The organism is Nocardia sp. NPDC004123, from assembly GCF_053603795.1.
Map to the genome: position 1 here is coordinate 78,930 of NZ_JBSGGG010000010.1, position 23,411 is coordinate 102,340.

Annotated in this window: 21 protein-coding genes and 1 pseudogene; 12 read left to right on the top strand and 10 right to left on the bottom strand. The window is 67.4% G+C overall.

The features are described from left to right. Positions 1 to 9 precede the first annotated feature (9 nt). Both ACWEQQ_RS16110 and ACWEQQ_RS16115 read left to right on the top strand, forming a co-directional pair. Positions 10 to 522 carry an ImmA/IrrE family metallo-endopeptidase gene (locus tag ACWEQQ_RS16110; protein ID WP_354831205.1) on the top strand — a complete coding sequence of 171 codons (513 nt, stop codon included), beginning with the start codon at positions 10 to 12 and terminating at the stop codon, positions 520 to 522. Between the two features lie 19 nt (positions 523 to 541). Next, a complete protein-coding gene (locus ACWEQQ_RS16115) occupies positions 542 to 1,573 on the top strand; it encodes a hypothetical protein (RefSeq protein ID WP_452348746.1) in 1,032 nt (343 codons plus the stop codon). A 588-nt stretch (positions 1,574 to 2,161) separates the two neighbouring features. On the opposite strand, the gene ACWEQQ_RS16120 is transcribed toward ACWEQQ_RS16115, so the two are convergent. Continuing rightward, entirely contained in the window at positions 2,162 to 2,578 is a 417-nt protein-coding gene (locus ACWEQQ_RS16120) for a helix-turn-helix domain-containing protein (RefSeq protein WP_011207048.1), read from the bottom strand. A 358-nt stretch (positions 2,579 to 2,936) separates the two neighbouring features. After that, positions 2,937 to 4,103: a steroid 3-ketoacyl-CoA thiolase gene (locus ACWEQQ_RS16125; protein WP_452348747.1), complete on the bottom strand. Its 1,167-nt coding sequence runs from the start codon at positions 4,101 to 4,103 to the stop codon at positions 2,937 to 2,939. A 206-nt stretch (positions 4,104 to 4,309) separates the two neighbouring features. Here ACWEQQ_RS16125 and ACWEQQ_RS16130 point away from each other — a divergent pair, with 206 nt between their 5' ends. Further along, on the top strand, positions 4,310 to 5,506 hold the full coding sequence (locus ACWEQQ_RS16130; protein ID WP_452338318.1) for a cytochrome P450: 1,197 nt from the start codon (positions 4,310 to 4,312) through the stop codon (positions 5,504 to 5,506). Between the two features lie 117 nt (positions 5,507 to 5,623). Here ACWEQQ_RS16130 and ACWEQQ_RS16135 read toward each other — a convergent pair whose 3' ends face one another. The 4 genes from ACWEQQ_RS16135 to ACWEQQ_RS16150 are packed head-to-tail and all read right to left on the bottom strand — an operon-like array spanning position 5,624 to position 9,217. After that, complete coding sequence (locus ACWEQQ_RS16135; RefSeq protein ID WP_379398124.1) at positions 5,624 to 6,040, bottom strand: nuclear transport factor 2 family protein; 417 nt, start codon at positions 6,038 to 6,040, stop codon at positions 5,624 to 5,626. Continuing rightward, complete coding sequence (locus ACWEQQ_RS16140) at positions 6,037 to 7,203, bottom strand: thiolase domain-containing protein (protein ID WP_452338257.1); 1,167 nt, start codon at positions 7,201 to 7,203, stop codon at positions 6,037 to 6,039. Before ACWEQQ_RS16140 ends, ACWEQQ_RS16135 begins: the two co-directional genes overlap by 4 nt. Then, complete coding sequence (locus ACWEQQ_RS16145) at positions 7,200 to 8,234, bottom strand: thiolase domain-containing protein (protein WP_452348748.1); 1,035 nt, start codon at positions 8,232 to 8,234, stop codon at positions 7,200 to 7,202. The genes ACWEQQ_RS16140 and ACWEQQ_RS16145 overlap by 4 nt, the downstream gene beginning before the upstream one ends. 17 nt (positions 8,235 to 8,251) lie before the next feature. Continuing rightward, positions 8,252 to 9,217, bottom strand: coding sequence for a Zn-ribbon domain-containing OB-fold protein (locus tag ACWEQQ_RS16150; protein WP_452348749.1), 966 nt, complete (start codon positions 9,215 to 9,217; stop codon positions 8,252 to 8,254). Between the two features lie 92 nt (positions 9,218 to 9,309). Between ACWEQQ_RS16150 and ACWEQQ_RS16155 the strand changes: the two genes are divergently transcribed. From ACWEQQ_RS16155 to ACWEQQ_RS16170, 4 genes are all read left to right on the top strand, one after another. After that, positions 9,310 to 10,356: an LLM class F420-dependent oxidoreductase gene (locus ACWEQQ_RS16155; RefSeq protein ID WP_452338255.1), complete on the top strand. Its 1,047-nt coding sequence runs from the start codon at positions 9,310 to 9,312 to the stop codon at positions 10,354 to 10,356. Positions 10,357 to 10,589: 233 nt separating this feature from the next. Then, a complete protein-coding gene (locus ACWEQQ_RS16160; protein ID WP_452348750.1) occupies positions 10,590 to 12,239 on the top strand; it encodes an acyl-CoA synthetase in 1,650 nt (549 codons plus the stop codon). Positions 12,240 to 12,344: 105 nt separating this feature from the next. Continuing rightward, positions 12,345 to 13,340: a sigma-70 family RNA polymerase sigma factor gene (locus ACWEQQ_RS16165; protein WP_452338253.1), complete on the top strand. Its 996-nt coding sequence runs from the start codon at positions 12,345 to 12,347 to the stop codon at positions 13,338 to 13,340. A gap of 389 nt (positions 13,341 to 13,729) precedes the next feature. Continuing rightward, the gene (locus tag ACWEQQ_RS16170) at positions 13,730 to 14,371 is read left to right on the top strand and encodes a hypothetical protein (protein ID WP_452348751.1); all 642 of its coding nucleotides are present in this window, start codon (positions 13,730 to 13,732) and stop codon (positions 14,369 to 14,371) included. A 10-nt stretch (positions 14,372 to 14,381) separates the two neighbouring features. Here the strand turns inward: ACWEQQ_RS16170 and ACWEQQ_RS16175 are convergent. Continuing rightward, positions 14,382 to 15,968, bottom strand: a pseudogene (locus ACWEQQ_RS16175) (acyl-CoA synthetase). Positions 15,969 to 16,037: 69 nt separating this feature from the next. Then, positions 16,038 to 16,451 (bottom strand): VOC family protein, encoded by a 414-nt coding sequence (locus ACWEQQ_RS16180; RefSeq protein ID WP_452348752.1) that lies wholly within the window; start codon positions 16,449 to 16,451, stop codon positions 16,038 to 16,040. 94 nt (positions 16,452 to 16,545) lie between these two features. Here ACWEQQ_RS16180 and ACWEQQ_RS16185 point away from each other — a divergent pair, with 94 nt between their 5' ends. Together ACWEQQ_RS16185 and ACWEQQ_RS16190 are read left to right on the top strand one after the other, a co-directional pair. Continuing rightward, positions 16,546 to 17,742, top strand: a complete 1,197-nt coding sequence (locus ACWEQQ_RS16185; RefSeq protein ID WP_452348753.1) for a glycosyltransferase — start codon at positions 16,546 to 16,548, stop codon at positions 17,740 to 17,742. A 75-nt stretch (positions 17,743 to 17,817) separates the two neighbouring features. Next, positions 17,818 to 18,513 (top strand): maleylpyruvate isomerase family mycothiol-dependent enzyme, encoded by a 696-nt coding sequence (locus ACWEQQ_RS16190; protein WP_452348754.1) that lies wholly within the window; start codon positions 17,818 to 17,820, stop codon positions 18,511 to 18,513. A 102-nt stretch (positions 18,514 to 18,615) separates the two neighbouring features. Here ACWEQQ_RS16190 and ACWEQQ_RS16195 read toward each other — a convergent pair whose 3' ends face one another. Together ACWEQQ_RS16195 and ACWEQQ_RS16200 are read right to left on the bottom strand one after the other, a co-directional pair. Further along, positions 18,616 to 19,743, bottom strand: a complete 1,128-nt coding sequence (locus ACWEQQ_RS16195) for an acyl-CoA dehydrogenase family protein (RefSeq protein ID WP_452348755.1) — start codon at positions 19,741 to 19,743, stop codon at positions 18,616 to 18,618. 96 nt (positions 19,744 to 19,839) lie between these two features. After that, on the bottom strand, positions 19,840 to 21,033 hold the full coding sequence (locus ACWEQQ_RS16200; protein ID WP_379383118.1) for an acyl-CoA dehydrogenase family protein: 1,194 nt from the start codon (positions 21,031 to 21,033) through the stop codon (positions 19,840 to 19,842). A 153-nt stretch (positions 21,034 to 21,186) separates the two neighbouring features. Between ACWEQQ_RS16200 and ACWEQQ_RS16205 the strand changes: the two genes are divergently transcribed. The 3 genes from ACWEQQ_RS16205 (at position 21,187) to ACWEQQ_RS16215 (ending at position 23,411) form a co-directional block, all read left to right on the top strand. Beyond that, positions 21,187 to 21,375, top strand: coding sequence for a ferredoxin (locus tag ACWEQQ_RS16205; protein WP_040854753.1), 189 nt, complete (start codon positions 21,187 to 21,189; stop codon positions 21,373 to 21,375). A 45-nt stretch (positions 21,376 to 21,420) separates the two neighbouring features. After that, entirely contained in the window at positions 21,421 to 22,323 is a 903-nt protein-coding gene (locus tag ACWEQQ_RS16210) for a 3-oxoacyl-ACP reductase (RefSeq protein ID WP_364606228.1), read from the top strand. Between the two features lie 323 nt (positions 22,324 to 22,646). After that, a complete protein-coding gene (locus ACWEQQ_RS16215; RefSeq protein WP_452338246.1) occupies positions 22,647 to 23,411 on the top strand; it encodes an MlaE family ABC transporter permease in 765 nt (254 codons plus the stop codon).

Genomic DNA, 23,411 nt, shown 5'->3' on the forward strand with positions numbered 1-23,411 from the left:
GGGACCGCGATGACCGGGAGCAAGGCTCATAGCATCGGGTCCTACCGCCGGGTGGCCGCCGCGGTGGACGCGGTGTGCGCGGTGGCCGCCGATTTCGACGCCACCGACCTGGACGAGGTGGTGCTCGCCATCTCGGCGGAGCGGCGGCGGATCATCGAGATCGCCAGTGCCCAACTGGGTCCGGGCGTGTGCGGCCAGCGCCGCAGCTATCCGGACCGGGATGTGATCGTGCTGGCGCAGTCGCTGCCCAGTCGTGAGCACACCCTGGCGCACGAGCTGGGGCACATCGTCTTCGACCATCCGGGCGAGGCGGCGACCGAGGTGGTGCTGGAGGCCAGCGACGATCTCATCGCCTACATGCTCAGCCAGCGCGCGCATCAGAAGGCCATCGATCTGGGCGACGACGAGCAATGCGAGTGGGAGGCAGAGACTTTCGCGAGCATGCTCATGACCCGCCTGCGCGTGTTCAACAGCCGGGGCGCGGGCGTCTCGGTCCTTCGATTCGATGAGGCGTTGGGATGACCGAGTCAGGGGATGCGGCATGACCTTCTGGGTGACGGCCATGCTGGTGTGGATGGCCTCGGGTGCACGCGTCGGGCGCGTGCTGGTGAAACCGGCGACCACCGCGCGGGTCGCGATCGTGATCGCGGTGGCCGCGGTGGCGCTGGCGGTGACCGTCGGCGTGCCGGAAATCGCTCTGGCCGTTGACCATTCTGCGCCGGGTGGCGTGCACGGCCAGTGGCTGGGCGACCGGGTGGTCACCGCGGCGTGGATCATGTTCGCGACCGCCACCTCGGTGGTGGCGGCCGCGGCGTGGCCGGTGGTGTCGCGTCGAAATCTGCGGCAGATCGGCATGATGATCTATGCCGGCGGCGCGATCGCCATGATTCTCACGCTGCTCTGGTCGCTGACCTTCGGCTGGGTGATCGTGCTGCTGGAGTGCGTGTTCATCGTGATTACCGGTGTGCGCAACCTGGATTGGACCACGCTGGGCCGCGGCATCGCGCTCTACACCACCGGTACCGCGGTGGTCGGTGTGCTGACGGCGATGTCGATTCGCCGCGAGCGGGGTGACGAGCCGCTGCCGAAGCCCGGCGACGCGGGCTGGTTCTGGCCGATGTGGCAGATCGCGGCCATGCTCATCGCCATCGGTGCGGTGTGGATCGTGATCGAGCTGTGGTGGCGAGCCCGGGTGCTGCTCAAGCAGATTCACACCCTGCACCGGGTGCTGATCGCGCGCTTCCCGGAGGTGGTGGCGCACGAGCAGACCGGATCGGGCACTCAGCTCAAGGCTTCCGATCAGGTCGCGCAGATCATGGACGCGCTCTATCTGCAGTCCGGTGGCGGGGTGGAGCTGGCCGCGGCGGGGGCGCCGCCGGTCTCGGTGGCCGAGCGCGCGCGGCGGGTGGCCGAGTGGTCGCGGAATCCGTTCGGCGAGGTGGTGATCGACGGTCGCTGGATCTCGCCGCCGGCGGGGGTCAGTCCGCGTGGCTGGGTGCAGGCCATCGCCCGCGCCTACGACGCGACGGCGGCCGCGTCGCCGAGCACGATTCGGGGCTCTGCGCAACGGTAGTCATTACTTTTCCATTACTATTCGGGCGGATCCGCGTATTACCCCTCGCTGGGCTCCGAACTTGATCACGCGGAGATCACTGACTCAATTGCGATCTTGTCGCAAATGCGCAAGTCCCGTACCGCGCGCGATTGCCAAGGGCGTGGCATTCCGGCGGGCTCTGCACGATGAGACTTCGTATCCGAGGTTTCGTCTCATCGAACCCGTCGTGCGCAGTACGGGACTTTGCTTGTCAGTAGATGTTGTCACTCTTGCTTGTCGCGGATGATGCATTGGGGGCCGAAACATCCACAGTGCACAAAACGACATAGTGCACAAAACAACTCATTGGACCGACCGGACTCGCCCAGTTGGTGCTATGCCAGGTTTGTGCATACTGCACCAGCGCAGGGGTCTACGCCACATGGCCTCAGCACGCTGAGACCGGTGCAACATCCTTCACTCGAACCGAATGGTTCGACGGGTCACCGGCACTGCCCTGCAAGCGGTGCCGGTGACCCGTCCATGTCCAGGCTGGAGCAAGCCCTGTAACAAACCAACACAGTGCGGCCTCCGAGCTAGCCGCACTGTGTTGCTCTGTGGCAGTGCCTATTCCGTGCCGTCCGGAGGAATTTCGGGCAGTCCTTCGCTTGCCCGCAACTTCTCCGCCATAGAGGTGAGGAGGTTCTGAGATTCTTCGGACAGGTCGAACGCCCTACTCGACAGACGACGGAGTCCGTAGCCCTGCAGCTGGGACAGCAGCTCGAGATCGTGATCGATCTTCGCCGCATAGATGTCGTTGAAGAAGTAGTCCGGCTTGACCTTGAAGAACTTTGCCAACGCTGCCACCGTCTCATCCGACGGGTTCGTGCGCTGTCCCGACCGCAACTGCGACAGATACGGTTTCGAGATCGGATGGCCGGATGCCGTCAAGGCGGCCGCCACCTCTGCGTTCGTGTGCGGCTTACGCCCCGGGGGATGCACGGTTTCGAACAGCTTGTTCAGCCGCGCCGCGAAATCAGCCATTGTGAGCCGCCCAATTCCCTTCGCTGTACTAACAGTCGTTATCTCGGATACGTATCATTGATATTAGCGGCTCAGTAACTGAAAACCTACGCCTGATTCGCGATTTCCTTGAAGCTTCTAGGCGGTCATCCGCTTCACCCGCTGTGGCTTGGGCGTTTGCGGGCTAACCCTACGGTTCTTGCCAAGCGCTTAAGAGCCCCGGTTCTGGCCCGTCGCGAGGCTCTTCCCGGACGGGCCACGGGTAGCCATAAGATAGCTGACGTCTCATCTTCCTGTCTGCGCCGCTGATCATGTGGCGTACGCCACGTTTTGCGGCCAGCAGGATGAACGTTCAACCTGGCCGAAAATCATTGAGGGACTAGATGCGTTCGATGATCGTGCCCGTCGCGAGGGCGCCGCCGCAGCACATCAGGACCATGGCGGTGGTCTTGTCCGAGCGCTCCAGCTCGTGCAAAGCCGTTGTGATCAAGCGGGATCCGGTGCTGCCGACCGGGTGGCCGAGCGCGATGGCGCCGCCATTGACGTTGACGCGATCGAAATCCGGCTTGTGCACCGAGGCCCACGACAGCACCACGGACGCGAAAGCCTCGTTGATCTCGAACAAGTCGATGTCGGAGATGCTCATGCCGCTGCGCTCGAGCAGTCGCTCGCACGCCTGCACCGGACCATCCAGGTGGAATTCGGGCTCGCCGCCCACCAGGCACTGCGCCACGATGCGGGCGCGCGGGCGCAATCCCTCACGCTGCGCGGCCTTTTCGTCCATGAGCAGCACCGCGGCCGCGCCGTCGGAGATCTGCGAAGAGGTGCCGGCGGTGTGAATTCCGCCCTCCAGCACCGGCTTCAGCTTCGCCAGGCCCTCGCGGGTGGTCTCGCGCAGACCCTGGTCGCGGCTGATGTCGGCGAACTCGCCGGTGAGGTTGCCCTCCTTGTCGACCTGCGGCGCGTTCTTGATGGTCAGCACCTCGCGGTCGAAGCGGCCCTCCGCCCACGCCTGCGCGGCCAGTCGCTGCGAGCGCGCGCCCAGCTCCTCGACATCGTCGCGAGTGATGCCGCGCCGCTTGGCGATTCGCTCGGCGGCCTCGAACTGGTTGGGCATGTCGATGTTCCAGGACGCGGGCCGGCGCGGGCCGGCGTGCGTTCCGACGTTGGCGCCCAACGGAACATGGCTCATCGACTCGATGCCGCAGGCCATGCCGACCTCGATGGCGCCGGTGGAGATGAGACCGGCCACCAGGCCCGCGGCCTGCTGCGCCGAACCGCACTGGTTGTCGATGGTGACCGCACCGGTCTGCCACGGCAGCCCGGCGTGCAGCCAGGCGGTGCGGGTGACGTTATTGCCCTGCTCGCCGACCTGCATGACGCAGCCGCCGACGACCTGTTCGACCAGCGCCGGATTCAGTTCCGCGCGCTCGAGCACGCCCTGCTGTGCCGCGCCCAGCAGCTCGGCGGCGTGCAGGCCGGCCAGCCAGCCATTGCGCTTGCCGATGGGCGTGCGGGCGGCCTCGACGATGACGGGAGTACCCATGTCTTTCCTTCCGGATTAGAACTGCAACGAGTTCACAACCAGTAACGTAAGCCTGTTCCGGACCAATACCTAGTCCCTTCTCTTGTTTTACCTCCTGTGCTTCAATAGCGGTAGAACGTGTTTCAGTTGGTCAAAGGAGACTGCTGGTGGTCGACACTGCAGCCCGGCCCGATGTGCCGGATGGATTCGATGTCACCGACCCGGAAATGTGGGCGCACCGGGTCCCGGTCGAAGAACTCGCCGAACTGCGCCGCAGCGCCCCCATCTGGTGGAACCCCAAGTCGCCGGAGGTCGGGGGCTTCACCGACGACGGCTTCTGGGTGCTCAGCAAGCACGCCGACGTGAAGACCGTCTCGCGGCGCGACGACGTGTTCTCCACCTATGAGAACACCGCTATCCCGCGGTTCCAGGACGACATCACGCGCGAGCAGATCGATCTGCAGCGCTTCGTCCTGCTGAACAAGGACGCCCCGGAGCACACCAAGCTCCGCAAGATCATCTCCAAGGGCTTCACCCCGCGCGTCATCAACGGCCTGCGGGCCGAGCTGACCGCCCGGGCCGAGGCCATCGTGAAGGCCGCCGCCGACTCCGGTACCGGTGACTTCGTCGAGCAGGTGGCCGCCGAGCTGCCGCTGCAGGCCATCGCCGAACTGATCGGCGTGCCGCAGGAAGACCGCATGAAGCTGTTCAAGTGGTCCAACGACATGACCAGCTACGACGATCCGGACAGCGACGCCGACCCGGTGGTCGCCTCCACCGAGATCCTCGGCTACTCGTACCAAATGGCCGAGGCCCGCCGGGCCTGCCCGGCCGACGACATCGTCACCCAGCTCATCAATGCCGACATGGACGGCGAGGCGCTGCTGCCGGAGGAATTCGGCTTCTTCGTCATGATGCTGGCCGTCGCGGGCAACGAGACCACCCGCAATGCCACCACGCACGGCATGATCGCGTTCATGGAGAACCCGGACCAGTGGGAGCTCTTCAAGAAGGAGCGGCCCAAGACCGCCGCCGACGAGATCATCCGGTGGGCCACCCCGGTCAGCTCGTTCCAGCGCACCGCGCTCGAGGACGTTGAAGTCGGCGGCGTGCAGATCAAGAAGGGGCAGCGGGTCGTGCTGTCCTACCGCTCGGCCAACTTCGACGAGGAGGTGTTCGAGGATCCGTACACCTTCAATATCCTGCGTGATCCGAACCCGCACCTGTCCTTCGGCGGCACCGGCGCGCACTTCTGCATCGGCGCGAACCTGGCCCGGCTCGAGATCGAGATCATCTTCAATGCCATCGCCGACCACATGCCCGACATCTCCAAGCTCGGAGATCCGCGACGGCTGCAGTCCGGCTGGCTCAACGGCATCAAGGAATTCCAGGTCGACTACAAGACCTGCCCCGTGAAGCACTGAGCCGCAGATGATTTGATCCGCCCCGTTCCCCCTCTCACTCCTCGGGGCGGAGAAAAAGGAAGCGGGCGACTGGATGAATCCAGTCGCCCGCTTCGTCTTTCGTAGCCGGCCGAGGGCCTAGGCCTTCTTCATCGTCGACATGGCGCGCTCGGTCTCCCAAAAGGCGCGCAGGGCAAGGATCTTCCCGTCCTCGTCGACCTTGTAGGTGAAGACGCCTTCCGCGTCGACGATATGACCGCTCATGGTGGTGCGGATGCGGCCCGTGTAGGCCACCTCACGACCGCAGGCGAAGGAGTCGTCGAAGAGGAACTCGATGGACTCGGTGGGGGCAATCGCCTTGTCCCAGAAGGCCGCGATGGCCTCCGCGCCGCGGTGCCCGACGCCCTCGGGATCGAAGAAGGACGGCCCGATGGGGTCCTCCACGATCCCGTCGGCGGCGAACAGCGCCACCCAGGCCTCCTTGTTCTTCGCCCGCACCGCGGCCTGCGACGCCGTGCCCGCTACCCGGGCCGGGTGTTCGGTCGTGGTGGTCACGGCTGCTCACTCCCGACGACCCACATCGAGAAGTACTGCGAGCCACCGCCGTACGCGTGGCCGTAGGCCTTGCGGGCGTTCTCCACCTGGTAGTCGCCGGCCCGGCCCATGACCTGCTTGGCGGCCTCGGCGAAGCGGATCATGCCGGAGGCGCCGATCGGGTTGGAGGAGAGCACGCCGCCGGAGGGGTTGACCGGCAGCTTCCCGCCGATGGCGGTCTCCCCGGCGTCGGTGAGCTTCCAGCCCTCGCCCTCGGGCATGAAGCCCAGGTTCTCCAGCCACATGGGCTCGAACCACGAGAAGGGGACATAGATCTCGGCCGCGTCGATCTCCTCGAGCGGGTTGGTGATCCCGGCCTGCTTCCACAGCGCCTTGGCGGCTTCCCGACCGGCCTTGGGGTTGACCTGGTCGCGGCCGGCGTAGGCGAGCGGCTCGGTGCGCATGGCGGTGCCGTGCACCCAGGCCACCTTCTTGCCCTGCGCCTCCACGGCCTTGCCGGACGCCTCGTCACCGATCACGATGGCACAGGCGCCGTCCGAGGACGGGCAGGTCTCGTCGAAACGAATGGGGTCCCACAGCATTTGGGAGGACATCACCGATTCCAGGGTGATGTCGGGCTGGTGCAGATGCGCGAACGGATTACGCGCGCCGTTGCGGCGGTCCTTCACCGCGACCATGGCGCCCACGTGCAGCGGGGCGTTGGAGCGGCGGATGTAGGCGCGCACGTGCGGGGCGAAGTAGCCGCCCGCGCCCGCGCCGACCGGCATGGTGAACGGCACCGGATTCGACAGCGCCCACATGGCGTTGGACTCCGACTGCTTCTCCCATGCGATGGCCAGCACCTTGCCGTACACGCCGGCCTGCACCTGGTTGGCCGCGACGATCGCGGTCGAGCCGCCCACCGAACCGGCGGTGTGCACCCGGAGCAGCGGTTTTCCGGTGGCGCCCAGGGCATCCGCGAGGAACAGCTCCGGCATCATGGAGCCCTCGAAGAAGTCGGGCGCCTTGCCGACCACCACGGCGTCGATATCGGCCATGGTCAGGCCGGAGTCCACCAGGGCGCGGTCGATGGCCTCGCGGACCATGCCCCCCATGGATACATCCGACCGTTTGGTCACGTGATGGGTCTGTCCGGTGCCGAGCACCGCGGCGGGGAAAGTCATCGTGCCTCCAGGGTGGCAACCAGGTTCTGCTGCAGCGCGGGGCCCGAACTGGCGTGGGCCAGTGCGCGATTCGCGGTGCCGTTGATGATTTCGGTGGCGGCGAAGCCGATGCGCTCGAGGCCCGCGGCGAACATCGGATTGCCCGACAGCGGACCGCCGGACGGATTGATCCGGGTGGTGCCGTTCAGGCCGATGGCCTGTTTCAGGATCAGCTCCTCGTGGCTGAACTGCGCGTGCAGCTCGGCGATGTCGAAGCCACTCGCGTCGCCGCCGGTGAGGGCGTCGGCCGCCTTCTTGGCCGAGGCCGAGACCGTCAGGTCGCGCGCACCCAGCACCGGGGTGTCGATGTAGTGGGCCATTCCGGTCAGCCAGGCCGGACGCTCGCACAGCTCGCGGGCGCGGTCGCCCACGGCCAGCACGATGGCGGCCGCGCCGTCGGTGATGGGCGCGATGTCATGGGCCCGGAACGGATCGGCGACCTTCGGTGCGGCCAGCAGCTTTTCGGCGTCGGAGCCGGTGCTGCGCGCGGCCACCGCGGCCATGTCCGCCTCGGTCCAGCGGCCCGAGTCCAGGCCCGCGCGGGCCTGCAGGCCGGCGATGGACACCGAGTCCGGCCACAGCGGCGCGACCAGGTACGGGTCGGTCTGCAGGGTGAGGATCTGGCGCAGGGTACCGGCCGAGGCCTTGCCGAAGCCGTACACCAGGGCCGTCTCGGCCTGTCCGGAGCGCAGTTTCACCCACGCCTCGTACAGCGCCCAGGCCGCGTCCATCTCCACGTGCGACTCGTTGATCGGCGGCACCGCGCCGATGGAGTCGATGGCCGAAATGAACGAGAAGGCGCGTCCGGCAAGGTAGTCCGAGGAACCGGAGCACCAGAAGCCGATGTCGGAGACCCCGATGCCGAGCTTGGCGTACAGCTCCTGGAAGCAGGGCGCGAGCATCTCGACGCCATTGGTGGTGCCGAAGGTCTCCGGCACGTGCGGCGCGTGCGCGAAGCCCACGACCGCGATGTCAGTTGCCTTGTGGTTCAAGGTGGTTCAGCGCCTCTCTACAGGTGGTGCGCGAAGCTGTCGTAGTCGGCGTCGGGTTCACCGGTGGGCCGGAAGTGGTCGATATTGGCCATGGACAGGCCCCACTCCTCGCGCGGCTTCCACACCGCCTCCACTCGCATACCCATCCGGACCTCGCTCGCCTCGACGCCCAGCACCAGGTGCAGGAAGGGGATGTCGGCGCCGTCGAGCAGCACGTAGGCCGCCACGTACGGGGGCTTGAGGCGCTGGCCCATGAACGGCACGTTCACGATGCAGAAGGTGGTCACGATGCCCTTGTCGGACACCTCGACGTAGTCGTCGGTCGGCGAGCCGTCGCGCGGGTCGGCGCCGCGCGGCGGGAAGTACACCTTGCCGTCCATCCGGGCGCGGGCGCCCAGCAGGCGGCCCTCCGTGAGCGCCTTCAGGAAGACGGCCTCCTGCGGGGCGGCGGTGTGCTTGATGGAGAAGTCGACCGGGGTCACGATGCCGGTCACCGGTTCCAGGTCGCTCGCGGAATCGTCCGGGGCCGTGGAGGTCTCACCCGGTTCGAAGGCCGCGATGTCGTGGATGTCGCCGGTGCGCTCGGCGGCCCAGCGTGCCCGTACCCGCATACCGGTGGCGATGTCGGCCGGGGAGGCCACATCCACCGCGTGCAGGATGGCGGTGTCCGCGCCGTCCAGCTTGATCAGCGCGTAGGCGAAGGGCCGGTCGAAGGGCTGGCCGGGCAGCGGCTCGGCCACCCACGACCAGGTCTGGACGGTGCCGACGTCGGACACGCCGACGAACTCCGACAGCGCCTCGCCGGTAGCCGGATCGAATTCCGCGGGCGGCACGATCACGCGCCCATCGGAACCCCGCACCCCGACGACCTTGCCGGATCGCAGTTCCGTGAGGAAGCGACCGATGATCGGACCGGTGGAGCGGGTGTAGTCGAATTGCATCCGCAGCGGTGCGGACAGTATTTCGGTGTTCCCCAGAGTCACGTGATCGAGTAGAACAGGTTCTAGTGACGGTGGCAAGAGTACGGGCTGCGGCCCTGACGACCGGCCCCGGATGTTCTAGGAAGGACATGGAAATGCGCTTTGGTTTGCAACTGGGATATTGGGGCGCGCAGCCGCCCGCCAATCACCGGGAACTGGTGCTGGCCGCGGAGGAGACCGGCTTCGACGCCATCTTCACCGCGGAGTCCTGGGGATCGGACGCCTTCACGCCCCTGGCGTGGTACGGCTCGGACACCAGCCGGGTCCGGCTGGGCACCTCCGTCGTGCAGATGTCGGCGCGCACGCCGACCGCCACCGCCATGGCCGCGCTGACCCTCGACCACCTCAGCGGCGGCCGGCACATCCTCGGGCTCGGCGTCTCGGGGCCGCAGGTGGTGGAGGGCTGGTACGGGCAGCCGTTCGCCAAGCCGCTGGCCCGCACCCGCGAGTACGTCTCGATCGTGCGGCAGGTGCTGGCCCGCGAGGGCAAGGTGACCAGTGCGGGCCCGCACTACCCGCTGCCCTACTCCGGATCGGGCGCAACGGGATTCGGCAAGCCGCTCAAGCCCATCACCCACCCGCTGCGCGCGGACCTGCCGATCTGGCTCGGCGCGGAGGGCCCCAAGAACGTGGCACTGACCGCGGAGATCGCGGACGGCTGGCTGGCCATCTACTACACGCCGCGGCTGGCCGACATGTACAACGAATGGCTCGACGAGGGCTTCTCGCGCCCGGGCGCGCGGCGCTCGCGCGAGGACTTCGAGATCGCCGCCACCGCGCAGGTGATCCTGACCGACGACCCCAAGGCCGAACTGGATCGGCTGCGCCCGTTCATGGCGCTCTACATCGGCGGCATGGGCGCCGAGGAACTCAACTTCCACGCCGAGGTGTACCGGCGCATGGGTTATGGCGAGCAGGTGGACGAGATCACCCGGCTGTTCCGCACCGGCCGCAAGGAGGAGGCCGCGGCGGTCGTGCCCGACGAGCTGATTCTCGACACCACCATCATCGGCAACGAGGCGCAGGTGCGTGAGCAGCTGAAGGTGTGGGAGCAGGCCGGCGTCACCATGATGCTCGTGGGTGTCCGCGACGTGGCGCAGTTCGAGGCGCTGCGTCCGCTGATCGAGTCGCAGGGGCACTGAGTCGGCCGCAGGGTACTGAGTCGGTCGTAGAACTAGTTCCAGAAATCCGGCCACGAAGAAGCGCTTCGCGGCCGGTTGGAAAGGGCGCGCCCCGGTGAGTGGGTCGCGCCCTTTCGCATCTGTTCCAATTCAGCGTAAGTCGCCGTAGGGTGTGACAGGGGGCACATCGGGTCGCTGGACCAAAGCCGAATCTGTGGCTTGTCACACACAAGAACACGTTCTATTTTGAAGCAGTGAGCTACAACATTGCGGACCTTGTCGAGCACACCATCGACCTCATGCCGGAACGTGTCGCGCTGGTTGACGACGCTCGTTCGGTGACCTACGCCGAGCTCGAGGACCGAGCCAACCGGCTGGCGCACTTCCTGCAGGATCAGGGTGTGCAGCCGGGTGACAAGGTCGGCGTGTACTCGCGCAACACCATTGAGGCCGTGGAGGCCATGGTGGCCATCTTCAAGGCGCGGGCAGTCATGATCAACGTGAACTACCGCTACGTCGAGAACGAGTTGCAGTACATCTTCGAGAACTCGGATATGGTCGCGCTCATTCACGAGCGGCGGTACAGCGACAAGGTGGCCAATGTGCTGCCGAACGTGCCGAAGATCAAGGCGGTCGTCACCGTCGAGGACGGCACCGACCTGCCGCTGCCCCCGACCGCGGTGGAATACGAAGCGGCACTGGCCGGCTCGCGCGGCGAGCGCGATTTCGGCGAGCGCTCCTCCGACGACATCATGATGATCTACACCGGCGGCACCACCGGCATGCCCAAGGGCGTCATGTGGCGGCAGGAGGACTGGTGGCGCGTCCTCGGCGGCGGCATCAACTTCTACACCGGTGAATTCATCCAGGACGAGTGGGAGCAGTCCAAGGGCGGCGCGAGCGGCAACTCGCCGATGGTGCGCTACCCGATTCCGCCGCTGATCCACGGCGGCGCGTTCACCGCGACCCTGCACAGCCTGTTCGACGGCGGCAAGGCCGTCATGCTGCCGGAGTTCAGCGGACACGGTGTGTGGCAGGCGATTCAGCGGCACGGCGTCAACATGATCTTCATTACCGGCGATGCCATGGCCCGTCCGATGCTGGACGCGCTGGCCGAGGGCAATGCGGAAACCGGTGAGGCATACCAGCATTCGAGCCTGTGGGTGCTGGCCAGCAGCGCGGCGCTGTTCTCGCCCGCACTGAAGGACCAGTTCATCGAGAACTTCCCGAACGCGCTCATCACCGACTCCATCGGCTCCTCGGAGACCGGCTTCGGCGGTCTGGCCGTGGCGGCCAAGGGCGCCACGCACACCGGCGGACCGCGGGTGAAGATCGACGGCTCCACCAAGGTGATCGACGAGGAGGGCACCGAGGTCGCGCCCGGCTCCGGCCAGGTCGGCATGCTGGCGCGGACCGGCAACATTCCGCTCGGCTACTACAACGACCCGGTCAAGACCGCCGAAACCTTCAAGGTGTTCAACGGCGTTCGCTACTCCATCCCCGGCGACTTCGCCCGGGTGGAGGAGGACGGCACCGTCACCATGCTGGGCCGCGGCTCGGTGTCCATCAACTCCGGTGGCGAGAAGATCTACCCCGAAGAGGTCGAGGGCGCGCTCAAGGCGCACCCGGAGATCTTCGACGCGCTCGTGGTCGGCGTGCCGGACGAGCGCTGGGGCCAGCGGGTGGTCGCGGTCGTGCAGTGCCGCGGCGGCGCCCGCCCGACGCTGGAGGAGCTGCGCCCGACCCTGGTCAAGGAGATCTCCTCCTACAAGATGCCGCGCAGCCTGTGGTTCGTGGACGAGATCAAGCGCTCGCCCGCGGGCAAGCCGGACTACAAGTGGGCCAAGGCGCAGACCGAGGCCCGCGAGGCCGACCACCACGCCGAGGCCTCGAACACCAAGTAACGCGGCTCAGCTCGTGGTGTGTGCCGGTGCCCGTCTGCGATCGCAGACGGGCACCAGCCTTTTCGCGGGTGTTTCTTGTCGGTGGGCTGTGCGACGCTGTCTGGCATGAGCGAGAAGGTGGGCGGCACCGTTTCCGACGATGTACTGCGATCTTTCGAGGGGTATCGGCGGGAGCTGTGCGCCTACGCGTATCGAATGCTCGGGTCCTCGTTCGAAGCCGAGGACGCGGTGCAGGAGACCTTCACGCGGGCGTGGAAGTCCTACGACTCCTTCGAGGGCCGGTCCAGTCTGCGGTCCTGGCTGTACAAGATCACCACCAATGTCTGTCTGGACATGCTGGACGGTCCGCAACGGCGCGCCAGACCCATGGATCTCAACGGTCCCTCGACCCCCGATTCGCAGCTGCCCCCGCCGGAGCCGGATTACGTGTGGGTGGAACCGATTCCGAACGCCCTCGCCTTCGGCGCCGACCCGGCCGAGGCCGCCAGCGCGAAGGACACGCTGCGCCTGGCCTTCGTCGCGGCGGTGCAGCATCTGCCGGCCAGTCAGCGCGCCATCCTGATCATGCGCGAGGTGCTGCGCTTCTCGGCGGGCGAGACCGCCGACATGCTCAATGTCTCCCCGGCCTCGGTGAACAGCGCGCTGCAGCGGGCCCGCGCCACCATGTCGAAGGTGCAGGAGACGGCCACGGTGTCGGACCCCTTCGACGAGAGCAACGAGCAGCAGCGCAAACTCGTCGACGATTTCGTCAAGGCCTTCGAGGCCTACGACATGGACGCCCTCACCGACCTGCTGAAAGCCGATGTGGCCCTGTCCATGCCGCCGTTCTCGCTGTGGATCTCCGGTCCCGAGAACGTGGCCGCCTTCATGCTCGGCACCGGCCACGCGTGCCGCGACTCCCGCCTGGTCCCGCTGGCCGGCGCCAACGGGCTACCCGCCTTCGGCCACTACAAGCCGGGTGACGAGCCCGGCCGCTGGATCCCGTGGTCCATCACCACTCTCGAACTCGACGGTGACCGCATCTCCGGTCTCACCTTCTTCCTCGACACCGAGAAGCTCTTCCCGCTGTTCGGCCTGCCCATGGAGCTGGGCTCGAACTAGGGCGGGCTCGTCACGGCCGTCGCCGTGCTCCGGTGGTGTTCCGCGGGCCGGTCCCGCTCCGTCCACATCTCGGACGACGGTGAACTCCGGCCCGCGGACCGGCTTGGCGCGCAACCTCCGTCGAAAGACGGAGGACATCGGTGGCCGTCGCTGATCGCCGTTGATCGGAGGCTCCGCACGAACTAGCCGGTTCCCCTACCCTCACGGTCGGCGCCACCACCGGTCAAGATCGGCGACTCACCCGTTTTGGGTGACACCCAGCGCATGCGGTCCATCCGGAACACTGATATCTCGCCGGTGCCCGGGTCGCGGACCACGGCGGTGTGTTCGTGGAACCCGTCGGCCGGGACGAAATATGCTCTCCCACAGGTGTTCACGAGAGGTGCGTGATGACGGTAGAGCTGCACGCGGACGAGCTGTGGGCGGAGAATCTGCGCCGCATGCTGGTGGGGGTGCGCCACGAGGCCGTGATGGCCATCGCCCGCCCCGTCCGACCGGAGACCGAATACCGTTCGGAGGACACGGTTTTCCGGCAGCTGCACGCCGCCGGCAAGCAGGTCCGGCTGCTGCTGTCGGCCGCCTATGTGGGCGTGCGCGGACGGCAGTCGGTGCTGCGGCAGTTCGCGGTCGGCTCGCAGATCCGGGTTACCGACACCGACTTCTGCAATGTGCTGATCGTCGATCGCGAGCGGGCGGCGCTGTGGTCGGCCGCGCCCGGGCAGCAACCGCGCGGCCTGCTGGTGGCCGAACCGGCGCTGCTCGGCGTGGTACACCAATTCGCCGTCCGCACCTGGCATTCCGCGCGTCAGCTCCGCGATCACCTGGAGCTGGGGGAGCGCGGGCTGGACGCGGTGGCGCTCGCGGTGGTCGAGCAGCTGCACGCCGGAGCGAAGGACGAGACGGCGGCGCGGGCGCTGGGGGTGTCGCTACGCACCTACCGCCGCTATGTCGCGCAGCTGATGGCCCGCTTCGAGGTCAGCACCCGATTCCAGCTCGGGGTGCGGGTGCGTGACCTCGGGCTGTTGCGCTGACCGCACCCGGTCAGCGGGGACTGCGCATCTCTTCGGCGTGCTCGGCCGCATACCGTTTGGCGGCGGGATAGTTCGCCTTGCCGCTGGGCTGCCGCATGACCTGGTCGACCAGCCAATACCCCCGGGGCGCTTTGTATCCCGCGATCATGGTGCGCAGGTGCGCGTCGAGCTCACCGAGCGCGAGCGCGGCTCCCGGCCGCGGCTGCACCACCGCTGCCACGGCCTGTCCGAAGCGATCGTGCGGAATGCCGATCACCAGGGCGTCGAAGACCTCCGGATGGGATTTGAGAGCGGTCTCGACCTCCTCCGGGAACACCTTCTCGCCGCCGGTGTTGATGCACTCCGAGCCGCGCCCGAGCAGGGTGACGGTGCCGTCGGCCTCGTAGCGCGCGTAATCGCCCGGCGCCACATAGCGTTTGCCGTCCACCTCGGCGAAGATCGACCGCGTCTTCTCGGGATCCTTGTAATACCCGAGCGGCACGTGCCCGGTCCGCGCCATCCGGCCCACCGCGCCCGGCCGGGGTTCGACCAGGTTGCCGTCGTCGTCGAGCAGGACGGCCTGCGCACTGAACTTCACCCGCGGGCCCTGCGTGTGGTCGGAATCCTTGGTGACCACGGACAATCCGGTGCTGCCACTCTCCGAGGAGCCGATCACGTCGGTGATGAACAGGTTCGGGAAGGTGTCGAGGTACTGCTGTTTGAGCGAGTGCGAGAACAGCGCGGCGTGGCTGCTGAACGCCCACAGGGACGAAACCTCGTAGTGCCCTTCGTGATACGCCTCCAGCAGCGGTTTGGCCATGGCATCACCGACCACGGTGAGCACATTGACCCGGTGTCGTTCGACTACCCGCCACACCTCGTGCGCATCGAACTGTGGCACGAAGACCACGGTGCCACCGGAGTTCAGGGCGATGAATGCCGCCCACTGCGCGGCGCCGTGGATGAGAGGCGAGAGCGGAGCCATGACGATTCCGGTCGGCGCGGACTTCGCGGAGGCGGCCAATTCCCATTCGTCCGAGACATACTCGCCGGTCACATGATTGATGCCGCCGCCGAGCGTCCGCCAGACGTCCTCGTGCCGCCACATCACGCCCTTCGGCATGCCGGTGGTGCCGCCGGTGTAGAGGATGTACAGGTCCTCGCCGCTGCGCGGACCGAAATCGCGGTCCGGGGACTGCGCGGCCAGCGCCGCGTCGTAGTCGGGTCCGATCGCGAGCACCTCGGTCACGGACGGCACCGCAGCCTGGACCTCGGCGACGACGGCACTGTACTGCGCCTCGTGGACAAGGGCCTGCAGATCGGCGTTCTCGACGATGTAGCGCACCTCGTCGGCCACATAGCGGTAGTTGACGCACACCGACACCGCCCGCAGTTTGTAGGTCGCGAGCATCGTTTCCAGGGCCTCGGCCGAATTGCGTGCCTACACGCCGACGTGATCGCCCGCGCCGATGCCGCGGGCGGCCAGGTGGTGCGCGAGCCGGTTGGCCCGCTCGTCCAGTTCGCGGTAGGTGAGGTGCCGGTCGGCGCAGATCAGGGCGATCCGGTCCGGAACCGCGTCGACGGCGTGCTCGAACAAGTCTGCAACGTTGAAAGCCATGGGTTCACCCTGGTTGGCACCCGGGTGAACCGACACTTCATCGGATGGCAGGAAGCTGCCGATCGGCGGTCAGGCGGGGTAGGCCATGTGGAAGGGCTCCCACTGGTGGCCGTCGAGGTCGAGGAAGGTGCGGCTGTACATGCCCACCTCGGCTTCCTGGGCGCGGCGGTCGGGGCTGAGTTCTTCGGTGCCGCCGGCCTGGAGGGCCGCTTCGACGAGGCTGTCCACTTCGTGGGGGCTGGACAGGGCCAGGGCGTAGACACCGTTGACGGTGCCGCGGGTGTCGCCGAGGGGGCGGGTGCCGAAGGTGGTGAAGAAGTCGCGGGTCAGCAGCATGACGCAGATATTGTCGTCGACCACGATGCAGGCGGCATTGCCGTCGGTGAAGTCCTGGTTCACCTTCCAGCCCACGGCCTCGTAGAAGCGCTTGGACCGGTCCAGGTCGGCGACGGGCAGATTGATGAAGATCATCTTGCTCGGCATGGCGGGTCGATCCCTCTCATTCGATGTACTGATGGGGACGAAGCGGGTGCGGAAAACTCATCGGTCGTGCAAGAGTGACTGGGGGAGGTGCCCGATGACTCACAGCTACCTGGTCGCCCTCACCGGAAGCGGCGGAACGGTTCCACCGGAGCTGGGTGTGGTGCGTCGTCTGGTGCGGCGTGGCCATCGGGTGACCGTGCTGGCGGAGGAATCGCTCACCGGCGCGGTGACGGCCACGGGCGCACGGCTGCGCCTGCGCGCGGGGGCCGGATTCGCCCGCGACACCGCCGACGAAATCGATGCCGAGCGACCCGATCTGGTGCTGGCCTCCTTCTTCGCCTTCGGGGCCATGGTTGCGGCGCAGGCCTGTGAGGTGCCCTTCTCGGTGCTCATCCCCGGCATCTACCCGCTGCCGGTGGAGGGTGGCCCGCCGCCGGGTTCCGGCTTCGGCCAGGCGCACGGGCCGCTGGGCCGGTTGCGCGACCGGGTGGTGGGCTCGCTGGTGCAGCGGCGCTGGGACGAGGAACTGCTCCCGAAGCTCAATGTCCTGCGCACGGATTTCGGGCTGGAGCGGCTGGCCCACTATCAGGATCAGGCGCAACTGGCGCGCCGGCAGCTGGTGTTGTCCAGTGCGGCGTTCGACTTCCCGGGGCAGGGCCCCGACGGGGTGCGCTGGGTCGGCCCGATCCTCGACGAGCCGGATTGGGTCGAGGGCGCCACGTGGACGCAGACCGACGGCGGCGACCCGCTCGTCCTGGTCGCGCTGTCCACCACCTTTCAACGCCAAACCGATTGCCTGCAGCGCATTTCCGACGCCCTGGGCCAGCTCCCGGTGCGCGGCGTCATCACCACCGGCCCCGCCGTCGACCCGGACGAGCTGCGCGCCCCGCCGAACGTGACGGTGCTGCGCTCGGCCGGGCACCGCGAAATCATGCGGCATGCCAGCCTGGTCGTCACCCACGGCGGCCACGGCACCCTGATGAAGTCCTTCGCCGCCGACCTCCCGGTCGTGGTCCTGCCGCACGGCCGCGACAATGCCGACAATGCCGCGCGCGTCCGCGCCCACCATGCCGGAATCACGGTGCCGCGCACCGCGACCCCGCAGCGCATCGCCCGCGGGATCCGCCACGTCCTGCGCACCCCGGCCCACTACCGGGCCGCGGCCGAACTGGGCCGCGCGATCCGCGACGACGCGCGCGGCGAGGCCCTGCTGTACGAACTGGAACCGTCGACGGATCATCACGACCCGGTGGGTGAGCGCATCTCCTCCGTCCGTGAAGTCGAATCCTGATGTTCGGCCGGATTTCGTGTTCGACCGGCCGCATATGGCTGGCAGGCCGAGTTTTCGCTGGTTAGCGTGGGCCGCATGGATTTCGTGGCCATTTTGCGCGAGAAATTGAGCGAGCTCGGAGAGCTGATCACGCCGGGGGCCGATCTGGCCGCACCGGTTCCCAGCTGCGGGGATTGGACCTTCTACGACCTGGTCGACCATGTCGGCCAGGGCAATCTGTGGGTGGTCACCGGTATCCGGGAGGGCCGCGGCGACTACCGGGGCGAACCCGCTCCGAAGGATCCCGTCGAGCTGCGGGCCTGGTACGACGAGACGGTGCAGGCCCTGCTCGAGGCGGTGGCGGTCGCCCCGGAGACCCCGGCCTGGACCTTCACCAAGCTGCTGCCGCGCACGGTCGGGTTCTGGCAGCGCCGCCGCGCCCAGGAGACCCTCATGCACGTGTGGGACGGCAAGAACGCGCTCGGCATCACGGAGGAATTCGATCCGGCGCAGGCCGCCGACGGCATCGCGGAGGTCTTCGAGCTGTTCGCGCCGCGCATGATTCAGCGTGGGCTGGCGAGCGAGCCCGAGGTGGCGGTCAGGGTCCGCGCCACCGATACCGGTGAGAGCTGGACCTACGGCCCGGGCACCCCGGTCGCCGAAATCTCCGGCACCGCTTCGGATCTGCTGCTGGCGCTGTGGCAGCGCAAGCCCTCCAACGATGCGGCGCTGACCTGGCAGGGCAACTGGGCGGCGGGGGAGCGGGTGCTCGCCGGTCCGCTGGTGCCGTAAACCGTTCCCGGACAAAGAAAAACGGCGAGGTGGTGGCCGGTATGGGAGCCACCGCCTCGCCGTCGGCCGCAGTGCAGGGTTCGGCCGAGTCTCCGAGAGTTGTTACTGCGCAGCGTCGGTCAGCAGCGACCCGAGTGCGCGCAGGTGGTCGGTGGCGCCGCCGAGGGCGAACTCGTTGTGCTTGGCGGCGGTGAAGTACTGGTTCACGATATGGTCGCGGTCGATACCGACGCCACCGTGCACGTGCACCACGGTGTGGGCGACGCGGTGGCCCGCCTCGGCGGCCCAGAACTTGGCGGTGTGGACCTCGGCCGCGGCGGGCAGGCCCTCGGCGAGTCGCCAGGCCGCCTGCTGCACGGCCAGGCGCACGCCCTGGACGTCGATGTAGGCGTCGGCCAGGCGCTGGGCCACGGCCTGGAAGCTGCCGATCTTGCGATTGAACTGCTCGCGCTCGCGGGCGTAGTCGGCGACCAGTTCCAGGCCCTTCTCGACCACGCCGAGCTGGGTGGCGGCCAGGCCGAGCCAGGCGCGCTCCAGCAGCCAGGTCAGGATCTCGGCGCCCTGGTCGACGGTGCCCACCAGCTCGGCGGGGGTGCCGGCGAATTCGACCTCGGCCTCGGGGGAGCGGTCGGTGACGATCTGGTCCTCGACGCGCACCGAGGCGTGCGACGGGTCGACCAGGAAGACCGCCGGGGAGCCGTCGACGCTGGCGGACACCAGGATGCGCGCCGCCTGGCGGGCGAAGGGCACCGTGGTCTTGAGACCGGTCAGCTGCCAGCCGTCGCCCGCCATCGCGGTGGTGACGGGGCTGGTGGGCTCCCAGTTGCGCTCCTCGCTCAGCGCGGCGGTGAGGATGATCTCGCCCCGCGCGGCCTGGGCGGCCAGCTCGCGCTGGGCCGCGGAGCCGAACTGCGCGAGCGCGCCGGCGCCGAGCACGATCGACCACAGGTACGGCACGGGCGCGACGGACTTGCCGATCTCGCGCAGGATGGCGGTCTGCTCCAGCACACCGAAGTCGCTGCCGCCCACTGTCTCCGGCAGGGCCGCGGCCAGCACGCCGGTCTCGGCGAGCGAGCTCCACAGCGATTCGTCGAAGCGCAGGGTCGGGTTGCCCGACGCGTCGGTGTTGCGGTCGAGCTCACGCAGCCGGTCGGCGGTGACCAGCTTGCCGGTGACCTCGGCGGTGAGGCGGGCGAGATCCTGCTGCGCCTCGGTGAGGGTGAAATCCATGATGGTTACCTTGGTTTCGCGCGATGTGAGCGTCAGGCCCGGAGGAGGCAGCTTGCGTAACCACGGAGGGCCCGCTCACATCGCTATCGGACACAGCTAGCGCGCGGCGGCGGGCTGCTTGAGGGCGGTCATGGCGATGATGTCGCGCTGCACCTCGTTGGTGCCGCCGCCGAAGGTGAGGATCAGGCAGGCGCGGTGCATGCGCTCCAGGCGACCCCGCAGCTGCGAGCCCGCCGAGTCCTGGCGCAGGTAGGCCTGCGGGCCGAGGATCTCCATCAGCGCGCGGTAGGACTCGGTGGCCAGTTCGGTGCCGTACACCTTGGTGGCGGAGGCGTCCCACGGGCGCGGGGCGGCGTCGCCGCCGGCGTCGGCGCGCGAGGCGATCTCCCAGTTGGTCAGCTTCAGGTACTCGACCTTGGCGTGGATGCGGGCCAGGCTGATCTGTACCCATTCCTGGTCGATGACCCGGGCGCCGTTGGCGGTCTTGGTGTTGCGGGCCCACTCGGTCACTTGCGCGACGGCCAGGGCCAGCGGCGCGGACGAGGTCAGCGCGACCCGCTCGTGGTTGAGCTGGTTGGTGACCAGCGCCCAGCCGCCGTTCTCCGGGCCCACCATGTCGGAGTGCTTGACCCGCACGTCCTGGTAGTAGGTGGCGCTGGTGTCGGGCCCGGCCATGGTGTGCACCGGCGTCCAGGAGAAGCCCTCTGCCGTGGTCGGCATGATGAACATCGAGATGCCCTTGTGCTTCTTGGCGTTCGGGTCGGTGCGGGCGGCGAGCCACACGTAGTCGGCGTAGGCGATGAGGGAGGTCCACATCTTCTGTCCGTTGATGATCCAGTCGTCGCCGTCGCGGACCGCGGAGGTGCGCAGCGAGGCCAGGTCGGTGCCGGCGCCCGGCTCGGAGTAGCCGATGGCGAAGTGCAGCCGGCCGGCGGCGATCTTGGGCAGGAAGAACTTCTTCTGCTCCTCGGTGCCGTAGTGCATGATCGTCGGCGCCACCGAGTTGATGGTCAGGAACGGCACCGGGGCGCCGGCGATGGCGGCCTCGTCGGTGAAGATCAGCTGATCCATGGTGGAGCGGTCCTGGCCGCCGTACTCCTTGGGCCAGCCGAGGGCGAGCCAGCCGTCGCGACCCATCTCCTCGACCACCTCGCGGTAGACGTTGCCCTCGCCGTACTCTCCGGTCTGCGCCGAAAGCGCTTGCCGCCGTTCGGGAGTGATGAGGCGGGTGAAATAGTCACGCAGCTCGGCACGCAGCTGTTCCTGTTGCGGCGTGTAGGCGATACGCATAGCAGTACCTCTAGCCTTCGTTTCTCGGTTCAGCCGATCATCGCACGCAAGTGAAACATGTTCCAGTATTCGTTCCGGTTAGGGCTACTTTGCTGTTCTGACCACCGGTCCGCTTGTTAGGCTCGGGAAGAACCTGTGGTTAAGGAGAGAACTATGAAGGTGATCGTCGATTTCGATCAGTGCGAAGCCAACGGAATCTGTGTCGGAATCGCCCCTGACGTCTTCGATCTCGATGACGACGACAACCTGCACGTCAACGAGGCCGAGGTCACCGAGGCCAACCGTCGCGATATCGAGTCCGCCGTGGCCCAGTGCCCCAAGGCGGCATTGAAGCTGGTCTGAGCGCACGCTTGCCCGTCGGGTGGAACACGTTCTAGAGTCGGCCCGGTGAGCGATTCTGATGTAAGTCTTTCGGGCCGGGTTGCCATCGTCACCGGCGCGGGCGCCGGGCTGGGCCGGGCCGAAGCCCTCGAGCTGGCCCGGGCCGGCGCGTCGGTCATCGTCAACGACCTTGCCGAGAACGACGCGGTGAGCGCAACCCTCGCCGACATCCGAGCGCTGGGCGTCAAGGCGGAGTTCGTGGGCGGCAGTATTGCCGAGCGCGCGACGGCCGACGCATTGATCCGCACCGCCGAGGAGACCTTCGGCGGGCTGGACATCGTGGTGAACAATGCCGGGATCACCCGGGACAAGATGTTGTTCAACATGTCCGATGAGGATTTCGACGCGGTCGTCGCGGTCCACCTGCGCGGGCATTTCCTTTTGACCCGCAATGCGGCCGCCTTCTGGCGTGGCAAGTACAAGGAGACGGGTGCTCCCGTTTATGGGCGCATCATCAACACCTCCTCGGAGGCCGGTCTGCTCGGCCCGGCCGGGCAGGCGAATTACGGTGCGGCCAAGGCCGGCATCACCGCGCTGACACTCTCGGCCGCGCGGGCGCTGGAGTCGGTCGGCGTGCGCGCCAACGCCATCGCGCCGCGAGCGCGGACGGCCATGACCGAGAAGGTCTTCTCCGCGGCTCCCGACCAGGGTCCGGACCCGCTCTCGCCCGATCACGTCGCGCGGCTGGTGGCCTACCTGGCCTCGCCGGCGGCCGAGGCGATCAGCGGTCAGCTGTTCGTCGTCTACGGCCCGATGGTGGCCCTGATGGCGGCTCCGGTGGTGGAGCAGCGCTTCGACGCCGAGGGCGAGTGGACCCGCGAGGGCCTGGCCGCGACCCTGGGCGGCTATTTCTCCGAACGCGGTTCGGACGCTACGTTTTCCGCCTCCTCGCTGAAGGATCTGGGCTGAGACTGGCCTCGGTGTCCCCGTCCGGGGGTCGTGGGTTCCTGAAGACACGGCCCGGCCCCCGGCGGCTGCGGTTGATCACGAGATCGATCGTTGGTAAGAAAAGGGACAACTATGTGTGTCGCCTCACAATGCGGCATACCTGTGGTGGTTAGGCTGACGTGAACCTGTTCTCAAAACTGGACGCAAGTTCAGAAAGATTGCCTGTTCAAACCGTCGAAACCTTCCCGAACCGTATGAGAACGTGTTCTAATCTTCGAGCGGGACCGAGATCACATTCAGATCTCGGTTGCTATAGCTAGGCAGGGGCAGGAGGAATAGCGGGAATGAATGAAGTCCTTGCCGTACCGCTGCGGGCGGTCGGAGGGTTCTTCGAACTCGCCGGTGCTGTCGCTCGCGCCGCGGTACGGCCCCCGTTCCAGCGACGGGAATTCATCGATCAGTCCTGGTTCATCGCCAGGGTGTCCATGTTCCCCACCTTGATGGTGGCGATTCCATTCACCGTCCTGGTGAGTTTCACCCTCAATATCCTGCTCCGGGAGATCGGCGCCGCCGACCTGTCCGGCGCGGGCGCGGCGTTCGGCACCATCACCCAGATCGGCCCGATGGTCACGGTGCTCATTGTGGCCGGCGCGGGCGCGACCGCCATCTGCGCGGATCTGGGCGCGCGCACCATTCGCGAAGAGATCGACGCCATGAAGGTGCTCGGCATCGATCCGGTTCAGCGCCTTGTGGTTCCGCGTGTGCTGGCCTCCATGCTGGTCGCCCTCCTGCTCAACGGTCTGGTGTCGGCCATCGGCATCCTGGGCGGGTTCCTGTTCTCGGTCTTCCTGCAGGGCGTGAACCCCGGCGCGTTCGTCAACGGGCTCACCCTGCTGACCCACCTCCCGGAGCTCGTCCTCTCCGAGATCAAGGCCATGCTGTTCGGACTCGTCGCCGGACTGGTCGCCTGTTACCTGGGCCTGAACGTGAAGGGCGGTCCCAAGAGCGTCGGCGACGCCGTCAACCAGACCGTCGTCTTCGCCTTCATGGCGTTGTTCGTGATTAACGTCGTGGTCACCGCCGCGGGCATCAAGTTCACGGCGCGGTGA